Annotated in this window: 17 protein-coding genes; 10 read left to right on the top strand and 7 right to left on the bottom strand. The window is 45.5% G+C overall.

All coding sequences use genetic code 11. The features are described from left to right. Positions 1–341 precede the first annotated feature (341 nt). Positions 342–2,429: a heavy metal translocating P-type ATPase gene (locus C7Y66_RS03965; RefSeq protein ID WP_199197235.1), complete on the bottom strand. Its 2,088-nt coding sequence runs from the start codon at positions 2,427–2,429 to the stop codon at positions 342–344. Between the two features lie 202 nt (positions 2,430–2,631). On the opposite strand from C7Y66_RS03965, the gene glmU reads away from it, so the two are divergent. After that, positions 2,632–4,014: a bifunctional UDP-N-acetylglucosamine diphosphorylase/glucosamine-1-phosphate N-acetyltransferase GlmU gene (glmU, locus tag C7Y66_RS03960; protein WP_106544551.1), complete on the top strand. Its 1,383-nt coding sequence runs from the start codon at positions 2,632–2,634 to the stop codon at positions 4,012–4,014. A 107-nt stretch (positions 4,015–4,121) separates the two neighbouring features. On the opposite strand, the gene C7Y66_RS03955 is transcribed toward glmU, so the two are convergent. Together C7Y66_RS03955 and C7Y66_RS03950 are read right to left on the bottom strand one after the other, a co-directional pair. Continuing rightward, positions 4,122–5,096, bottom strand: coding sequence for an isoaspartyl peptidase/L-asparaginase (locus C7Y66_RS03955; RefSeq protein WP_106544550.1), 975 nt, complete (start codon positions 5,094–5,096; stop codon positions 4,122–4,124). Positions 5,097–5,216: 120 nt separating this feature from the next. Next, the gene (locus C7Y66_RS03950; protein ID WP_015153160.1) at positions 5,217–5,540 is read right to left on the bottom strand and encodes a DUF1825 family protein; all 324 of its coding nucleotides are present in this window, start codon (positions 5,538–5,540) and stop codon (positions 5,217–5,219) included. A gap of 258 nt (positions 5,541–5,798) precedes the next feature. On the opposite strand from C7Y66_RS03950, the gene C7Y66_RS03945 reads away from it, so the two are divergent. Together C7Y66_RS03945 and C7Y66_RS03940 are read left to right on the top strand one after the other, a co-directional pair. Further along, complete coding sequence (locus C7Y66_RS03945; protein WP_015153159.1) at positions 5,799–6,242, top strand: NINE protein; 444 nt, start codon at positions 5,799–5,801, stop codon at positions 6,240–6,242. A 76-nt stretch (positions 6,243–6,318) separates the two neighbouring features. Beyond that, positions 6,319–6,834, top strand: a complete 516-nt coding sequence (locus C7Y66_RS03940; protein WP_015153158.1) for a ComEA family DNA-binding protein — start codon at positions 6,319–6,321, stop codon at positions 6,832–6,834. Between the two features lie 17 nt (positions 6,835–6,851). On the opposite strand, the gene C7Y66_RS03935 is transcribed toward C7Y66_RS03940, so the two are convergent. Then, on the bottom strand, positions 6,852–8,279 hold the full coding sequence (locus tag C7Y66_RS03935) for a cytochrome P450 (RefSeq protein ID WP_106544549.1): 1,428 nt from the start codon (positions 8,277–8,279) through the stop codon (positions 6,852–6,854). A 301-nt stretch (positions 8,280–8,580) separates the two neighbouring features. Between C7Y66_RS03935 and C7Y66_RS03930 the strand changes: the two genes are divergently transcribed. Further along, the gene (locus tag C7Y66_RS03930; RefSeq protein WP_015153156.1) at positions 8,581–9,252 is read left to right on the top strand and encodes a DUF1614 domain-containing protein; all 672 of its coding nucleotides are present in this window, start codon (positions 8,581–8,583) and stop codon (positions 9,250–9,252) included. 120 nt (positions 9,253–9,372) lie between these two features. After that, the gene (locus C7Y66_RS03925) at positions 9,373–9,576 is read left to right on the top strand and encodes a hypothetical protein (protein WP_106544548.1); all 204 of its coding nucleotides are present in this window, start codon (positions 9,373–9,375) and stop codon (positions 9,574–9,576) included. Between the two features lie 120 nt (positions 9,577–9,696). On the opposite strand, the gene C7Y66_RS03920 is transcribed toward C7Y66_RS03925, so the two are convergent. Together C7Y66_RS03920 and C7Y66_RS03915 are read right to left on the bottom strand one after the other, a co-directional pair. Further along, positions 9,697–10,788 (bottom strand): spore photoproduct lyase family protein, encoded by a 1,092-nt coding sequence (locus tag C7Y66_RS03920; RefSeq protein WP_106544547.1) that lies wholly within the window; start codon positions 10,786–10,788, stop codon positions 9,697–9,699. Between the two features lie 98 nt (positions 10,789–10,886). Next, on the bottom strand, positions 10,887–11,243 hold the full coding sequence (locus C7Y66_RS03915; protein WP_015153152.1) for a hypothetical protein: 357 nt from the start codon (positions 11,241–11,243) through the stop codon (positions 10,887–10,889). Between the two features lie 212 nt (positions 11,244–11,455). On the opposite strand from C7Y66_RS03915, the gene C7Y66_RS03910 reads away from it, so the two are divergent. From C7Y66_RS03910 to C7Y66_RS03895, 5 genes are all read left to right on the top strand, one after another. Continuing rightward, the gene (locus C7Y66_RS03910; protein ID WP_106544546.1) at positions 11,456–12,682 is read left to right on the top strand and encodes an acyl-CoA dehydrogenase family protein; all 1,227 of its coding nucleotides are present in this window, start codon (positions 11,456–11,458) and stop codon (positions 12,680–12,682) included. Continuing rightward, positions 12,666–13,502, top strand: coding sequence for a PIG-L deacetylase family protein (locus C7Y66_RS03905; RefSeq protein WP_106544545.1), 837 nt, complete (start codon positions 12,666–12,668; stop codon positions 13,500–13,502). Before C7Y66_RS03910 ends, C7Y66_RS03905 begins: the two co-directional genes overlap by 17 nt. After that, positions 13,499–14,083, top strand: coding sequence for a class I SAM-dependent methyltransferase (locus C7Y66_RS03900; protein ID WP_106544544.1), 585 nt, complete (start codon positions 13,499–13,501; stop codon positions 14,081–14,083). The genes C7Y66_RS03905 and C7Y66_RS03900 overlap by 4 nt, the downstream gene beginning before the upstream one ends. Before the next feature lie 113 nt (positions 14,084–14,196). Then, complete coding sequence (locus tag C7Y66_RS30865; protein ID WP_158265863.1) at positions 14,197–14,349, top strand: hypothetical protein; 153 nt, start codon at positions 14,197–14,199, stop codon at positions 14,347–14,349. After that, positions 14,330–15,496, top strand: coding sequence for a hypothetical protein (locus tag C7Y66_RS03895; protein WP_106544543.1), 1,167 nt, complete (start codon positions 14,330–14,332; stop codon positions 15,494–15,496). Before C7Y66_RS30865 ends, C7Y66_RS03895 begins: the two co-directional genes overlap by 20 nt. 80 nt (positions 15,497–15,576) lie before the next feature. Here C7Y66_RS03895 and C7Y66_RS03890 read toward each other — a convergent pair whose 3' ends face one another. Continuing rightward, positions 15,577–16,467 carry a cyanophycinase gene (locus C7Y66_RS03890; RefSeq protein WP_015153147.1) on the bottom strand — a complete coding sequence of 297 codons (891 nt, stop codon included), beginning with the start codon at positions 16,465–16,467 and terminating at the stop codon, positions 15,577–15,579. Positions 16,468–16,665: the final 198 nt, after the last annotated feature.

The raw sequence follows: 16,665 nt of genomic DNA, 5'->3' as shown, positions 1-16,665 counted from the left end.
TTTATCAAAGTCAGGTGCGATCGCGTCTAAAGTTCGATATTTATACAACTCAATATTTCTACTAATAGCTTAGACATGACTAGAAAAAGCGAAGATGAAGATAAACATCTGTTTGAAATGGGTCTTGTCTACGGAGCTATTTTAGGATGTCTGGGTTTAATCGCGCTAATTATGTTCTCTGAACCAAGATTAATTATTGCATGTTTGATATTTCTAATTTGGATTCTAGTTTTCTCGTTAATTTAGAAATTTCTATTAGATATCAGTGACTAGTGGCTAGTAGTTAGTGGCTAGTTTCTCAATTTCTAGTCACCAGTCACTAGTCACCATCCACTCACAAATTACCAATTTCTTAGCAATCTTAAACCACTCAAAGTCACAATGACAGTCGATCCTTCATGACCAATTACACCAATTGGCATATTCATGTTGCCAGTAAAATTAGCAATGAGTAGTAACACAATAAAGCTGAGAGCAAAGGTAATATTTTGTTTGATAATTCTTTGCGATCGACGACCTAAATGAATTGCTACTACTAACTTTTCTAAACGATCCGCCATCAAAACCAGATCGGCAGTTTCTAAAGCAACATCGCTACCAGTTACACCCATAGCAATCCCTACCGATGCTTGAGCTAAGGCTGGTGCGTCGTTGATGCCATCTCCTACCATAGCTACAGTTTGATATTGGCTCTGAAGCTGACGAATAACTTTGACTTTATCTTCAGGTAATAATTCAGCATGAACGCGATCGATCCCCACAGATTGGGCAATGCGATCGGCTGTACGCTGATTGTCGCCTGTTAATACGATCGTTTCCTCAATTCCTAATTGTTTTAGCCGCTTAATGACTTCCACAGCCTTGGGACGTAGGGTGTCGGCTACAGCCACAATCCCAATGATTTCACTTTCTCGTGCTACCCAGATGACGGTTTTACCTTCGGCTTCGAGGTGTTGGGATAGTTCGGGAGTTGTAGGGGCGGGTTTTGACCAAAAATCGCTAGATGGAATTGTCAAGCTATCTGCTAAACTCGCCCGTACAGAGGAATCGGGAGTCGGTAGGGGCGCACTGCTGTGCGCCCGTACAGGGGAGTTATTAGTTAATTCCAAATTTTGAATTTTGAATTTTGAATTTTGAATTAAAAAATCAGCTTTTCCTACTAGGACTTGTTGGCTATAAATCTCCCCAATAATTCCTTGTCCTGGGTGAGAATATACACCAACAGCAGGGACGAATTCGATTTGTTTTTGTTGGGCAGCGGTGACGATCGCTTGTCCGATAGGATGTTCGGAATAGGCTTCTAAAGCAGCAGCAATTTGTAAAACTTCATCGATTGAATGCCCAGCAGTAGGGATAACTTCTGTGACTGCTAATTTGCCCGTGGTGAGAGTTCCAGTTTTATCAAATGCGATCGCTCGCACTTTTCCCATCATCTCTAACTGCGCCCCACTTTTAAATAAAATTCCCTGTCTTGCACCGTTGGCAATTCCCGATAGCAATGTCGGCATAATTGCTGCCATTAACGCGCAAGGAGAGGCAACAACGAGAAAAATTAAAGCGCGATAAATTGTTGTTTCCCAACTCCAACCCCAAATAAATGGGGGTAAAATTGCCAATAAAATCCCAGCAAGAACGATAACTTTGGCATAGCCGCGCTCAAAACGTTCGATAAACATTTGCGAGGGAGGCGCTTCTGTTTGGGCTTGTTTGACTAATTGAATGATGCGCTGAATTAGACTGCTTTCCGGCGGCTGATGCACTTGCAGAATTAAAGCCCCGTTACCGTTCAAAGTTCCTGCAAAAACTTCATGCCCTACGGTCTTTTCTACTGGCAAAGACTCCCCCGTAATTGCTGCTTCGTTGAGGGTGCTGTAACCTTCTTGAATGATGCCATCGGTGGGAATGAGTTCCCCAGGTTTAACCAAAATGCGATCGCCAACTTGTAACCGCTCGACATCAACCAACTTTTCCTGTCCGCGATCCAGTACCCTAGCTGTATCGCTACTCAGACTCATCAAACTGCGAATATCTCGCTCCGTGCGCTGCATTGCATAGCCTTCCAGCGCCCCACTGATAGCAAAAATTAAAATTAGAACTGCCCCATCGACAATTAGGTAATATTCCCGCCGCCACACACCTAATCCCGCCGCCCCCAAAGCAGCGACAATCATCAGCAAGTCTACATCCAACTCTTTTTCTTGCCACAGAGTTGTCAGCCCTTCCTTCGCGCTCTCATACCCGCCGATAACGTATGCTGCTGGTAGCAACAACAATCCCAGCCCAAGCCAACCTAATTGGAGCGCTATCCAACCCAAAAGTACCAATACAGCGCAAACAAAAGCGGCGATCGCATCTAGATGTTCTCGACTGAAAACTCGAAATAAAGTTTTCGATAAGGTTTTGAAACGGGTAATCGCGAAGTAAGTCATGGGAATTGTACGTACACCCTCTCACCCTAAACCTTGACATCAATGTCAATGTCAAGTCATTGGTCACTGGTCACTGGTCACTGGTCACTGGTCACTGATAACTAGTCACTGGTCACTGGTCACTGGTCACTGATAACTAGTCACTAGTCACCGATTCCTTTATCCTTGAATAGGCGAATAGCAGATAGCCAAGTCTAAACATATGGTAGCGGTAGCAATTTTGGCAGCTGGGCGCGGTACGCGAATGAAATCGACGTTGCCCAAAGTTTTACATCAAATCGGAGGGCGATCGCTGATCGAACGAGCGATCCTGGGTAGTCTGGAAACCTCTCCCAATCGAGTTTTGGTGATTGTGGGATATCAAGCCGAGCAAGTGAAGACAGCTCTTTTAGATCCCAACCGCTCGCTTGTCTCTAATTCCTTGCCAAAGTTGGAGTTTGTCGAACAAACCGAGCAGTTAGGTACGGGTCACGCAATTCAGCAAGTCCTGCCACATTTAGAAGGCTTTCAAGGGGATTTATTGGTGTTGAATGGTGACGTTCCCCTGTTACGACCCCAAACTCTACAACGGCTGATTCAAACCCACAAACAGCACCAACATGCTGCTACCATTCTCACGGCTCAACTTTCCGATCCTCAAGGTTACGGACGGGTATTTTGTAACGGTCAAAACATCGTCCAGCAAATTATTGAAGACCGCGACTGTAGCGCGGCTCAAAAGCAAAATCGTCGCGTTAATGCTGGGGTATACTGTTTTCGCTGGCAAGATTTAGCGAACGTACTACCAGAATTACAAGCAAACAACGACCAAAAAGAATACTATTTGACAGATGCCGTAAATTTGCTCCAACCTGCGATGGCGGTTGATATCGAAGACGAACAAGAAATTTTGGGAGTCAACGATCGCGAACAGTTAGCAACAGCCTACGAGATTTTACAAAGACGCATCAAGTCCTATTGGATGTCAGCAGGAGTGACGCTGATCGATCCAGCTAGTGTCACAATTGATGACACGGTAAAGATTCAACCAGATGTTGTCATTGAGCCACAAACCCACCTACGGGGTCAAACCGCGATCGCATCTGGCTGTCGGATTGGACCGGGTAGTTTAATTGAAAATAGTCAGATTGGCGAAAACGTCACCGCGATGTATTCTGTCGTCAGCAACAGCATTGTTGGTGCTGAAACTCAAATCGGTCCCTACGCTCACCTACGAGGTCAGGTTGAAGTTGGCGCGGCTTGTCGGATTGGCAATTTTGTGGAATTGAAAAATACGAAATTAGGAGCAGAAACCAAAGCTGCCCATTTATCGTATTTAGGCGATGCCACCATTGGGGAAAAAGTCAATATTGGTTGCGGTACGATTACAGCTAACTACGATGGTGTAAAAAAGCATCCTACTAAAATTGGCGATCGCAGTAAAACGGGTGCTGATAGCGTCCTCGTCGCTCCAATCGCGATCGGACAGGATGTCAACATTGCCGCAGGCTCGACTATTACCGAAGACGTACCCGACGATTGTTTGGTTATTGCCAGATCGCGTCAGGTCGTCAAACCTGGCTGGAGGCTGAAGTCGAAGGAGTGATTAGTGACTAGTAGCTGGTGACTAGAATTAGTCTCCCTTGTCCCCCTTGTCCTCCTACTCCCCCTTGTCCCCTTTCCCTAGCCACTTAGTCACTAGCCACCAGCCACTCAAACACAACCAACTTGCGTCCCTACGGGCAATTCCAAAGTATCGCCAATGCGATCGCCATTGTGGAAAGCAGCCAAGATCACGTCGCTAGTTTTACCCCAGGCGATCGCCCCAGAAGCATCAAGGGCGATCGCCCCTAAGTCTCGCTGGCGATCGCTGGCTTCAGTAAACGTGCGTTGCATCGCATCTAACAAAGACATGCCATCCGTGACGCGGACGACGATCCGCGCTGCCAAACACTCATCGATGATGTCTTCGCCAATTCCCGTACAGCTTACGGCAGCGTGTGCTGTAGCATAATTTCCCGCAGGCATAGCAGAATCGCTGACACGTCCGATGCGTTCAAACCCTTTACCACCTGTAGATGTACCAGATGCTAGCTTTCCTTGGCTATCTAGCACGACTACGCCAATTGTCCCCCGTCTAGCACTCGTATCGACAACTGCGGTGTCTGCATCGTCTCCTACCCCGACTTCTGCCACTACCGCCGCCATCGTCTTTGTGAAATTTTCCTGCCTTTCTTGCAGCCATTCGTTGAGACGACGCTCTGTAATCGGATCGTAGCTAGGCAGTTGCAGTTCTCGCAATAGTTCTGCTGCCCCAAAGTCAGACAACACGCGATCGGGGGAGCTTTGTAAATACAATGCCAGTTCGATTGGGTGCTGGACTCGCGAGACATTGATCGTACCGCTAAATCTTTGAGCAATACCATCCATCAGTGCCGCACTCATGCGAATTTGTCCGTCCGATTGCAGCACCGATCCCGTCCCAGCATTAAACAAGGGATCGTCTTCTAACATTTGGCAACCACGTACCACTGCCTCGCAAGCACTCTTTCCTTCTAGCAGTAAAGCATAAATATCTTCAATAACCGGGTAGAGCGATCGCCTCACTGCTTCCACTCCACCTTTGCCGTGTAGCGAACTGCCTGCACCACCATGAATAATGACTTTTGGTTGCACGTCTAACTCCATTTCGTCTCCGTGCTTAAAAGTACCACAAAGAGGCTAGAACAGCGACCAGTTATCAGTGACCAGTTATATTTGTCAAAAGCCGCGAGTAGAAAACACTTACGACTTACGACTTACCTTTGATTAGGACTGACTCTCTAGCTCTGCTTTCATCCGCTCCAAAGTATTATGCATTTGCTCAAACATTTGCTGCGGCGTGATCCCAAACTGATTGAGCTGAGTTCTAAGTTGTTCTACTGTCATTTGTGCCATAAAGTCTTCTGAAAGTTCAAAGCGCTTCATAAAAATCCGATAGCGCTCCATCATGGCTTCCATTTGATCGATATATAGCTTTTTTCCTTCGCGGTCAAATTTGCCGTAGCTATTCCCCAGCTTGATCAGCGCTTGATAATCCTCAAACAGCTGTTTGGCTTCCTGTTGAACTATATCAGAATCAAAAAATCCCATAGCGCTTGTAATTATTTGAGTGAGGCACTCAGAGTTTTTATAGGTACGTCTAATATCATTCTAGTTTAGACGACAATTTAATACAGCAGTCATTGGTCATTGGTCATTGGTCATTGGTCATTGGTCACTGCTCGTGCGCTCCCTGCTCCCTGATAACTGATAAGGGAATGAATAATATAGAAGGTAAGGTAGTTAAAAAAGCGATCGCTGGCTTGACAAAATACCTTTAATCCCCCCTTTTCCTTTGGAGTTGTCCTCATGAGCATCGTCAGCCAACAAAAAAATCGTAAAGTTGCTGCTACTCTGGCTTTTGCTTGTACGGTGTTGCCGATGCCAATTGCTGGATTGCACAAGTTTTACTTGGGACAGCCTTTGTGGGGACTGCTTTATCTCCTGCTATCGTGGACACCTATTCCCCGCGTTGCTAGCGCTATTGAAGGGTTTTGGTATTTAGTACAAGACAGTGAGGAGTTTGACCTCAACTTTAATTCTGAATTCGGTGAATTAGGCATGTCTGGAACGAGCGTAACTAATCTTGCCAATTTTTCCATTTTATCTAAGCGCCCCTCAACTACAGTCATGCCAGCCCGAGTGAGCGCGATCGCAGATGCCATGAGAGAATTAGACAATCTCCGCCAAGAGGGGTTAATCTCGGAATACGAATTCGAGCAAAAACGCCGCCAGTTATTAGATAGTATTTGAAATAAGTCGGAAGTCTTAAGTAAAGAACATCTAGCCACTAACCACCAGCCACTAACCACTGATAACTGACTGCCAAATGTTAAGCTGGCTGCAAATTCAAACGATCCGCAATAGATTGCTAAACGATCCCTATTATCGGTTGCAATCATTAGAAGAAATTGCTGTGGCGGTGTCTTTAGGAATTCAGATTGATGTCAACCAGGCAACGGTAGATGACTGGTTGAGGCTACCGGGACTTTCCATACATCAAGCGCGATCGCTCGTTCAACTCAGCCATGCTGGGGTACAGTTTTATTGTATTGAAGATATTGCCGCTGCTTTGAGCGTTCCCGTACAACGCCTCGCACCCTTGACACCAATCCTCAAATTCTGTTACTACGATGCAGAGACTTCTCCTCTGATTCGCCTCAATCCCAATACAGCGACAGTAGAAGATTTAATCCAAATTCCCACTATGGATTTGGCATTAGCGCAAGCAGTTGTAGAAAATCGTCAGATGGCTGGTGCTTATCGAAATTTAGTTGATTTTCAAAAACGATTGTCCCTTCCAGGTCAGATTATTTCTCAGTTAATGCATTATTTAAGTTTTTGAGTCTCATCTTAAGTCACTTAGCGATCGCTCGTCAGCAATACTTTTGAATTTTGACTTTTGACTTTTGACTTTTGCTGCACGACCATTTTCATATTGGCTGGAGGAGCAACTGTTAAACCGCGACGAGTTGGTTTGACAGGACGGTTACTTGCTAATTTGAGATCGTAATTTGAAAGGATATTTGCTAATACTAATTTCATTTCAAATAAGGCAAAAGCTGCACCGATACAGCGGCGATTGCTACCACCAAAGGGTAGATACTCGTAAGGAGAAAATTGCCGTTCTAAAAACCGTTCTGGAATGAATTGTTTGGGTTGAGGATAGAGATCCTCGCGCTGGTGGGTGAGATAAATAGAAATCACCACGATCGCACCTGACTCCAACTGATAACCACCAATTTCCATTGGGACTTTCAGAATGCGCGGAAAGGGACTAATTGCAATTGGATAAATGCGGAGGGTTTCGCAACAAACAGCATTCAAGTATGGTAGTTTAGCGATCGCACTCGGGTCGGGATTGTCTCCTAGCGAGTCAATTTCTGCTTGTAACTTTTCTTTGACTTCCGGCAGGCGATCGAGCCAATATAATGCCCAGGCAAGTGCTGAAGCAGTCGTTTCGTGTCCGGCAAATAATAAAGTTAGCAGTTCGTCGCGCAATTCTTCATCGGTCATGGGTTGACCTGCTTCGTCTCGCGCTGCTAGTAGTAAAGAAAGAATATCATCGCGCGGTGGAGACGTTACATGTAACGTCTCCACTACACGTTGTAACATCTCTGCACGTCTTTGTTGAATTTCTGCAACTAACAGATCGTCAATTTGCTGTTTCATTTGCAAAAACAGTCCCCAAGGACTCCACTTTCCCCAATCTTTTTGTAGGGAAGGGAAGAATAGTACCATCGAACTTACAGGGGAACTGACAGTTTCTAACAGAGAGGTTAGCAGTTTTCGTAGGCGATCGTAACGTTCTCCACCATCCAAACCAAAAACAGCGCTGAGGATGACGCGCATCGAGATTTCTTGTGTCGCAGCACGAACGGTTATCGATTGTCCTACTTGCCACTGACTGGTAACTTGTGTAGTAATATCCCAAATAGTTTGTCCGTAAGTTCGCAAGCGATCGCCGTGAAAGGGTGGCATTAATAACTTACGCTGACGCTGATGTTTCATCCCGCCGAGTAAAATCAGCGAATTAGCTCCTAATAACGGTAGTAAAACATCATTGCCGCTATTAGTATCAAAAAACTCTGGATTTGCTCCTAAAACTTGCTCGATCGCGGCTGGATTGCTCAAATATACCATCGACGGTGAGGCATTCTTGGCGATCGCAAAGATATCTCCATACTTTTTCGCCCGTGCCTCCATCACCTCAAATGGGCGTAAGATCCAATTAATAAATCTCAGTCTCCGCAGCCAAGGCGGACCACTGGGACCATCAGGTAATCGCATACTAGGGGTTAGGGGTTAGGGGGGACAAGGAAGACAAGGCGGACAAAGAAGCTGTTCTAGCCATCAGTCACCAATCACTGTTTTATTCTAATGCTCTTATAGCTGTAGCGGTTAGCTAATCTAAGGCGATCGCACCTCATACACAATTTACTCCGATTACAATACACTTCTAGCAGAAGAAGTGAGTAGCGAGCAGTGATGAATATTGACTAGTACGCGATAGAAGTGGTGCATGACTGATGGAACCAGCTTCTTGCCTCTAGTCACCAGCCACTAGCCACTGGTTCCACTGATAACTGATATGTTCTACCTCCCTGTTTCCATATTGCTGTTTATTTTACTTTTGTTAGTATTTCCTTTTATTTGGTTCGCGCTGACACTGGATGTTGTCCAGATAGCAGTAGCAAAATTAGGGTTTTCTGCCAATGCTGCTCTATTTTTATTGGCAGCAATAATTTTTGGCAGCACAATTAATATTCCTTTATACAAGGTAGAATCTCAAGTTGAAATCATCGATGATTACAGCAATCTGTGGGTACGACAATTTTTCGGTATTCCCCTACCGCGCATTCGTCAAAAAACAATTGTTGCTTTAAATGTCGGTGGTGGTTTAATTCCCGTTCTTGTAGCTTTATACCAATTTCGCCATGCTAATCCACTAGCAATTGTTTTAGTCACGGCAATTGTGACAATTGTAAGCTACTACGCTGCTCGTGTCGTACCAGGAATCGGAATTCAGATGAATCCGTTACTAGCTCCAATAACCGCCGCGATCGCGTCTGCTTTCATCACTAGAGGAATCCACGCCGCACCCGTCGCTTTTGCTGGCGGCGTGTTGGGAACTTTAATCGGTGCGGATATTTTACACTTAAAAGAAATTCAGCGCATGACACCAGGAGTTCTTAGTATTGGTGGTGCTGGCGTGTTTGACGGAATTGCCTTGTGTGGTTTATTTGCTCTTTTGCTATCGTAGTTTCTAGATTCTGCAACTTAGGAGAGATGGAGCATCGATTCAAAATGCAGCTTGGCAACTGGTTTCAAATAGAAAAAATTATTCGTAATTTAAAATTGAGTTGAGGAAGATATTTTTTCAATGAATATGGAAAACCGTTTAGTAGCCTTTCGTAAATTACCTCTCAGAGCGCAACTAGCTTTAATTAATTCAACTCGCGACAATTCAGTATTGAGCCAAAAAAAAGAATATCTCGACAATTTAGAACGCATTCATGCAGAATGTCTAAGCTCAGCAACCCCAGAACAAAAAATAGCCTATGAAAAGGCTAAAGAAAATTTATGAAAGGAAGTCAAAAGTCAAAAGTCAAAAGTCAAAACTGAGGAGCCAGGAGTTAAAGGTATTTCACGCACCACGCACCACTCGCTAATGACAAATGACTAATGACAAATGACTAATGACTAATTAAGTCCAATACAAAACTTTTACTTGAGGAAAACGCTGTTGAATCTGGCGCTCGAAAAATCTGCGTAACTCTCTCATCGTGTCAGAATCGTATACGTATTTCGTACCACCAAACTTATTGCGCTTGACGCTGCGCTTTGACTCGTCCATGTCTAACTTAGTCTGAGGATACCAAGAAAGCAAAACTTCTTTGGAACCTGGAGTAAAACGGTGAGAAATCAACTCAAAAGTCAAATCGCAATCGAAATCTAATGCTTCGCTAATCGCGTCAAATAACTGAGTGTAATGCGATTCCCAGTCTTCCATATCCATAATGGGTGCAATGACTAACCCCACAGGATAACCGCCACCACCTTGCGATCGCGGTAATGCTAGCTTTCTTAACGCCTGCAATCTCGCGCCTACAGAAGCCGTACCACCTTCAAATCGTCCCGATATAGGTGCGGCGTTAACGCTGACACGAGAGCGCGTATGACCGTTATGAGGCAGCTCTAATAGGCTATCTACGTTATCAAATTTCGATACCCAACGCAGATATCCATCTTGGCGCGTCCCAAAGTGGCGGATGCACTCAGCCAAACTACCCGTGAGATGCTCTATCCCTAAAGGATCGGTGTAGCAACTCACCTCAAAACTAGTCGCTCTACCAGGCTGCTCGTATGAGGTAGTATTTTCTAAAATCTGCGGTAAATTGGCAAAAACGCGAATGACTGGTGGACCTTGCAAGCTTCCAGCTAAATAGCAATATTGACAATGTGCTGGACAGCCTTCAGCTAGATGAAACTGCCAGTCAGCCGAAGGAGGAATAGGACTGAGTTTCAAAGCACTTGGTGGCGCGGTGACAACAGCGAGGGTGCGCTTGGCAATATCGTAGGTTTCGCGATCGCTCTCTCCCCTTAAACCTGTCAAACGGTTGCGCGGTAACTCTTCTACTGGTAAGTTGAGCGCTTGTACCCGTGCTAAAATCTGCTGAGCGTACGGTTCTGCTAAAGCTGCGGGAGTAAATATGACTCGTTCTGGCATCCACAATCGCGCCGAACGGACTTGCATTTGCGAAGACGGTTGATTGAATTTGTCTTGTGCGATCGTCATGCGAGAAAAATCACGATATAGTTTGCATCTTGTAGAGACGTTGCATATCATCGTATAGAGACGTTACATGTAACGTCTCTATACGAGGTTGAATGTGTCTATTCTTCGATCGCTCCCTTAATCCGTCGTTCTAAGCGATCGAGATCTAACTCACCTTCATCGCGGACAATCCGGCGAATAGTCGGGTTGATATTTTGCAGATCGATGAGTAAATCCTGCAAAATCTCTTGTTGCTGGCGAGACTGGGTAATGTCGCGTGGCTCTTGGACTAAATCCCGTACAATCGAGTCTTCTGCACGCGAAGCCACAACCGGATCGACTTGCCCTTCAAGGTGTACGAATGTCCGCCGTCCTGGTCCCCGATCTTCCTCAATCGGTACAATCGATGTCACTTGGTCGGAACGGACGTACTTGCCATAGCCGAGGTGTACTAGCACCGATGACTGTATTTTCATGTAGTGGATCTAAAGCTGTCTGATGTGATATATCTATTATGACAAAGGTATGATGTACCTGAACTGTACCTATAGAGCGGGTTCTACGAGTTTTTAGTAGTGCTAACCGTTAAGCAATATTTCTTTAGTAGCGGGTAGATCGAGTCAGAAGATAGATGTCTTCTAGTTAATCTGGATACATCATCATTTATAGATGTTTGCAGATAAAACCAGTGAGGAAAGTAGATACGATCGCGCCACTATCAACCAATGAGATCGGTCAACAAAAGTTATCTCTGGTTGAAGTATTAGTCAAAGCTGAGGAAATTGCCGATTTCTGTGCGAGTAACGCTGCGGCAATTGATGTCAATGGAGCCTTTCCAGTCAAAGAATTTGAGTCGATCGCCCAAGCTGGTTTACTAGCAGCACCTTTACCACCAGAATTAGGTGGACTGGGGTTAGGAATTGACTCTAGCCGCACCTGGGAAACGTTGCAATTGCTCAAACAGATCGGACGCGGGAATCTTGCCGTGGGGCGAATCTATGAGGGACACGTTAACGCCTTACAATTAATTCAAACATTTGGGACGAAAGCACAAATTGAAGCATATGCCAGCGATGCCCGCGATCGCCATAAAATATTTGGCGTATGGAATGCCGAAGCGAGCGATGGCGTGAAAATCTTCCCAATGGAAGATGGCAAATTTCAGTTGCAAGGATCGAAAACCTTTGCTTCTGGTTCTGGCTACGTAGAACGTCCTTTTGCTAGCGGTGCTTTACCAGATGGCAGCTGGCAAATGTGTATCGTCCCGATGGAAGAAGTCGCTACAGTCAGCGATCCGGCTTGGTGGCAACCTTCAGGAATGCGGGCAACAGCAAGCTTTAAGGTAGATTTCAGTGGGGTAGAACTGGATGCTGGGGCGCTGATTGGTAAACCAGGAGACTACTACAGACAACCTTGGCTGACCACAGGAGTGATTCGGTTTGCTGCCGTACAGCTAGGTGGGGCAGAGTCATTATTTAACGAAACCCGCAAGTATCTCGACAAATTAGGCAGAACTCTCGATCCGTATCAACAGACGCGGGTGGGGCAAATGGCGATCGCCATTGAAAGCGGTAATCTGTGGTTGCGTGGCGCAGCAGATTTAGTCAAAGCATACGCCCCTACTTTTGCTGGTGATGCCAATACCTCCAACGAACAAGCAGATAAGTTAGTTGCCTATGCCAATATGGTACGCACGGCGATCGAGCAAACCTGCATGGATGTAATTCAACTGTGCGAACGCTGTGTGGGGACGCGGGGTTTACTACCACCAATTCCAATGGAACGGATTATTCGAGATCTGACATTATATCTGCGTCAACCTGCATTTGATGCGGCGATCGCTAATGTCGGACAGTATGCCCTATCTGAATCCTCACCTGCACACTCTCTCTGGTCTTATGAGTCCGATAACTAACAAGTCGCTGTTTAGCGATCCGGCTACATTACCTTGGCGTAGTGTAGCTGAAATTGCCAGCAAATCTGCGTATAGGGGCGCACAGCCGTGCGCCCCTACCAAGGCACAGGGGACGATCGCTAAATCTGTACTGGTAGTTGCACCACATCCCGATGATGAAACTTTAGGTTGTGGGGGTGCGATCGCCCTATTACAATCTCTAAAGTGTCGGGTAAACGTATTAGTTATCAGCGATGGTACGATGTCTCACCCGCGATCGCGCCAGTATCCCGCAGCCAAATTGCGATCGCTGCGCGAAGGCGAAACCCGCACTGCTACAGCGACTTTGGGGATCGAGGCATCTGCGGTAGATTTTCTCAGATTACCGGATGGGGCAGTACCCACTCCAGAAATGCCCGATTTTGCAGCAGCAGTTGAAATGTGTCGCGATCGCATCACAGCCATAAAACCCGATATAGTGTTTCTTCCCTGGCGCTACGATCCTCACCCCGATCATCGCGCTACTTGGCAGATCGTTCATTATGCCATCGTGGGGGCGCACGGCTGTGCGCCCCTACATCCCCAAAATTCACCTCGATTCATTGAATATCCGATTTGGGATTGGGATGAAACGCAAAGAAGCGATCTAGCAACAGGCGATCGCATTACAGCATGGCGGTTAGATATTAGCGATGTTGTCGAAGTGAAAAAACAGGCGATCGCGGCGTATCGTTCTCAGACAACAAATCTAATTGACGACGATCCAGAAGGCTTTCGTCTCACGCCAGAGATGTTAGCAAACTTTACTCGTAATTGGGAAGTGTATATAGAAGAACTATGAAACAATCTTTACCAGCCAGTTACTTTGACAATCTTTACACCGCCGATCCCGATCCGTGGAAATTTGAAACCAGCGAATACGAAGCAAATAAATACGCTGCCACGATCGCCGCTTTACCCAGATCGCGCTATCATTCTGCATTTGAAATTGGCTGTTCGATTGGAGTCTTAACCGCAAAATTAGCCAATCGTTGCGATCGCCTATTATCTGTAGACTTATCGGAACCAGCCTTAAACCGTGCTATAAAACGTTGCGAATCTCTCCCACACGTCCGCTTGCAACTCATGGGAGTACCGCAAGAATACCCCGATGAAACCTTCGATCTAACTCTAGTTTCCGAAGTCGGATATTACTGGTGTTGGGAAGACTTGAGAAAAGCACAGCAACTGATTCTGTCTTACTTAGAACCAGGCGGACATTTACTCTTAGTTCACTGGACTCTCTACGCCAAAGACTATCCACTCAGCGGCGATGAAGTCCACGAAGCATTTTTAGAATTAGTCCCTACTCAACTACGCCATCTCAAAGCACAAAGAGAAGAACAATATCGGCTCGATTTATTTGAGAAAGTTGGTAGTTGATAGTTGGTAGTTGGTAGTTGCTCATTTGTGAGTGGTGTTATGACTTCCGACTTCGTATTAGCCTCCTTCAAAAGAAAGGAAGCTGCAAAAGCAGATCTCCACACTAGAGAGTGATGAAGGCTGACCAATTTGGAATTGAAATAGACGTTAGAACAATTCAGAAATCAGAAGTCTCCAAGTCAGAAGTGTTTCAGACACCACTCAATAACAATCAACTACCAATTACCCATTACCAATTTACCAAATATGCCTTTATTAACTGTTGATGAACTCAAAAATTTAGTTGCAAAAGCTAAACCTCCCTGTGTCTCCTTGTATATGCCAATGCAAAAAGGAAGTACAGAGGTTAGACAAAATCCAATTCGGTTCAAGAATCTCATTCGTCAAGCTGAGGAACGCTTAGATGCAATAGGAATCCGCAATACAGAAGCAGTAGACTTCCTCAAAGCTGCCCACAAACTAGATACACCTGAATTTTGGGAAGAACATCAAGAGCGGGGACTAGTTATCTTTGTCTCTCCAGATGTCTTCCGCTACTATCTACTGCCTGACGAAGTTCCAGAAATTGTAGTAGTCGATGGTCAATTTCACCTCAAACCGCTACTACCCTTGATTCAAAATAATGGGCGATTTTACGTGCTGGCGCTGAGTCAAGATAACGTTAGATTTTTTCAGGGAACGCGCTACAGCATCAAAGAAATTGAGGTGGAAAATCTACCAAAGAACATGGAAGAAGCACTTCAATATGACGAGACTGCTGGAGAAGGACAACAGCGAAATGCTACAGGCAGAGGAACTAATCCAGCATCACAACCTGGCGAATTTCACGGTCAAGGAAGCCCCGATCGCGATGAACACCAGAAGGATATTTTACAATTCTTCCATTTAATCGATCGCGCTTTACACCCAAAACTCAAAACTGCATCAGCGCCTCTAGTTCTAGCAGGTGTAGAATACCTGTTTGCCATTTATCGCCAAGCTAATAGCTACCAACATTTGGTAGAAGAAGGCATTAATGTCAATGTAGATATTGTTAAGCCAGAAGAACTTCGCGATCGCGCTTGGTCGTTGGTAGAACCCCAGTTTTTCCAGGCACAGCAGCAGGCAATGGAGCGATATCAAGAATTGGCAGGAGCTAGTACGGGCAAGGCTTCTGACGACTTAACAGAAATCGTTCCCGCCGCTTATTACCAACGAGTAGATTCTCTCTTTGTCGCTAGCGATCGCCAGCTTTGGGGTGATTTCAATACAGAGACAATGGCAGTAAATTTGCACCCAGAACCGGAAGCAGACGATGAAGATCTGCTCGATTTTGCTGCCGTCTACACTCTCTTGAATGGTGGTACGGTTTATGCTCTTGCACCAGAGGATTTACCTACCTCTGCCCCAGCAGCAGCTATTTTCCGCTTCTAAGCGAATAGAATTCATAGTGGTTTCTCTGTACGTCCCTACCAGCAACCCTTTTGGGCGACTTATAGTCGCCTTTAGGGATTTTAGACAGTTGCCTGACTAGTTGCTACATTGCCATTAGTCGCCCCGTTATTCGAGGTTGAACTTTCCAAAGTTGAGTTATTCGAGGTTAAATTTTCCAGAATTGGCTTACGAGTTTTCAGATCGAATTTGTAACCGTGGGGCAAAATGTGCAGTCTTGAGCCACATATTGCCAGCGGTTCATCTTTTAAGATCTCGCTTACGTTAGTGTAAGTTGCTTCTGATTCATCAACTATAGTGACAGAACCTTCGCCAATCACTTCAAATTGACTATCGGTCACTACCATAGCAGTATTTTCGTCAATCCCAAATCCCAGAACGGCTGGTTGCTGTGCTAAGGCAGAAATTAAGCGCCCTAACCGTCCCCGTTGAGAAAAATGCTGGTCTATCACCACTCCTGGTAAAAATGCCATTCCTGGTCCCAATTCCACCGTATCCATGCGGGGATGAGTTTCTCCGTCTCCTTCAACAATCATCACATCTGGCATCACCGCTGCACCCGCGCTCGTACCTCCTACAACGACTCCTTCGCCAAAACGCTTGTGAATGAGTGCATCTATGTCTGTATCTTTGAGAATATCGGTGATCCGGGCTTGGTCGCCGCCAGTAAAAAAGATTCCCGTGGCTTTTTCGATCGCTTCTAGGGCAGTAGAGGATCTAGCATCTTCGCGGGTTTCGGTGTCAACTATACGAGCATCTTCCGCGCCCAGACGCTCAAATACTCTGATATAGTTTTCTCCTACATCTCTCGGTAATTCCGTGGCTGCCGTCATAATCACAATTCGTGCTTTTGTTCCCCCAGCACGGCGCACGAATTCCCGCAAAACTTGGCATTCACCTTCTTTATCTTCTGCACCGCCAATAATGACTAGCGCCCCCCGATTGTTACTCATATTCGTATCCATACCATACTTTAAGTGAGTATTCTCAAGAAAACATAACAAATATTCTGGTTAAAACCGTCTTCTGGTAGATTCCGATACAGAATTATAAAAATTAACATAGTAGGCATATTTGGTCGCGATCGCCACGGACAAAAAAAGACCCCGAGTCAAGGGTCTACGTCCAGTAATGTAATGTAATTCTTAGTT

Origin of the sequence: Chroococcidiopsis sp. CCALA 051 (assembly GCF_003015105.1) — a bacterium.
In the GTDB taxonomy this organism is placed as follows: Bacteria; Cyanobacteriota; Cyanobacteriia; order Cyanobacteriales; family Chroococcidiopsidaceae; genus Chroococcidiopsis; species Chroococcidiopsis thermalis.
The sequence above is the reverse complement of the archived record's forward strand: the minus strand, read 5'-3'. Positions and strand labels throughout refer to the sequence as shown.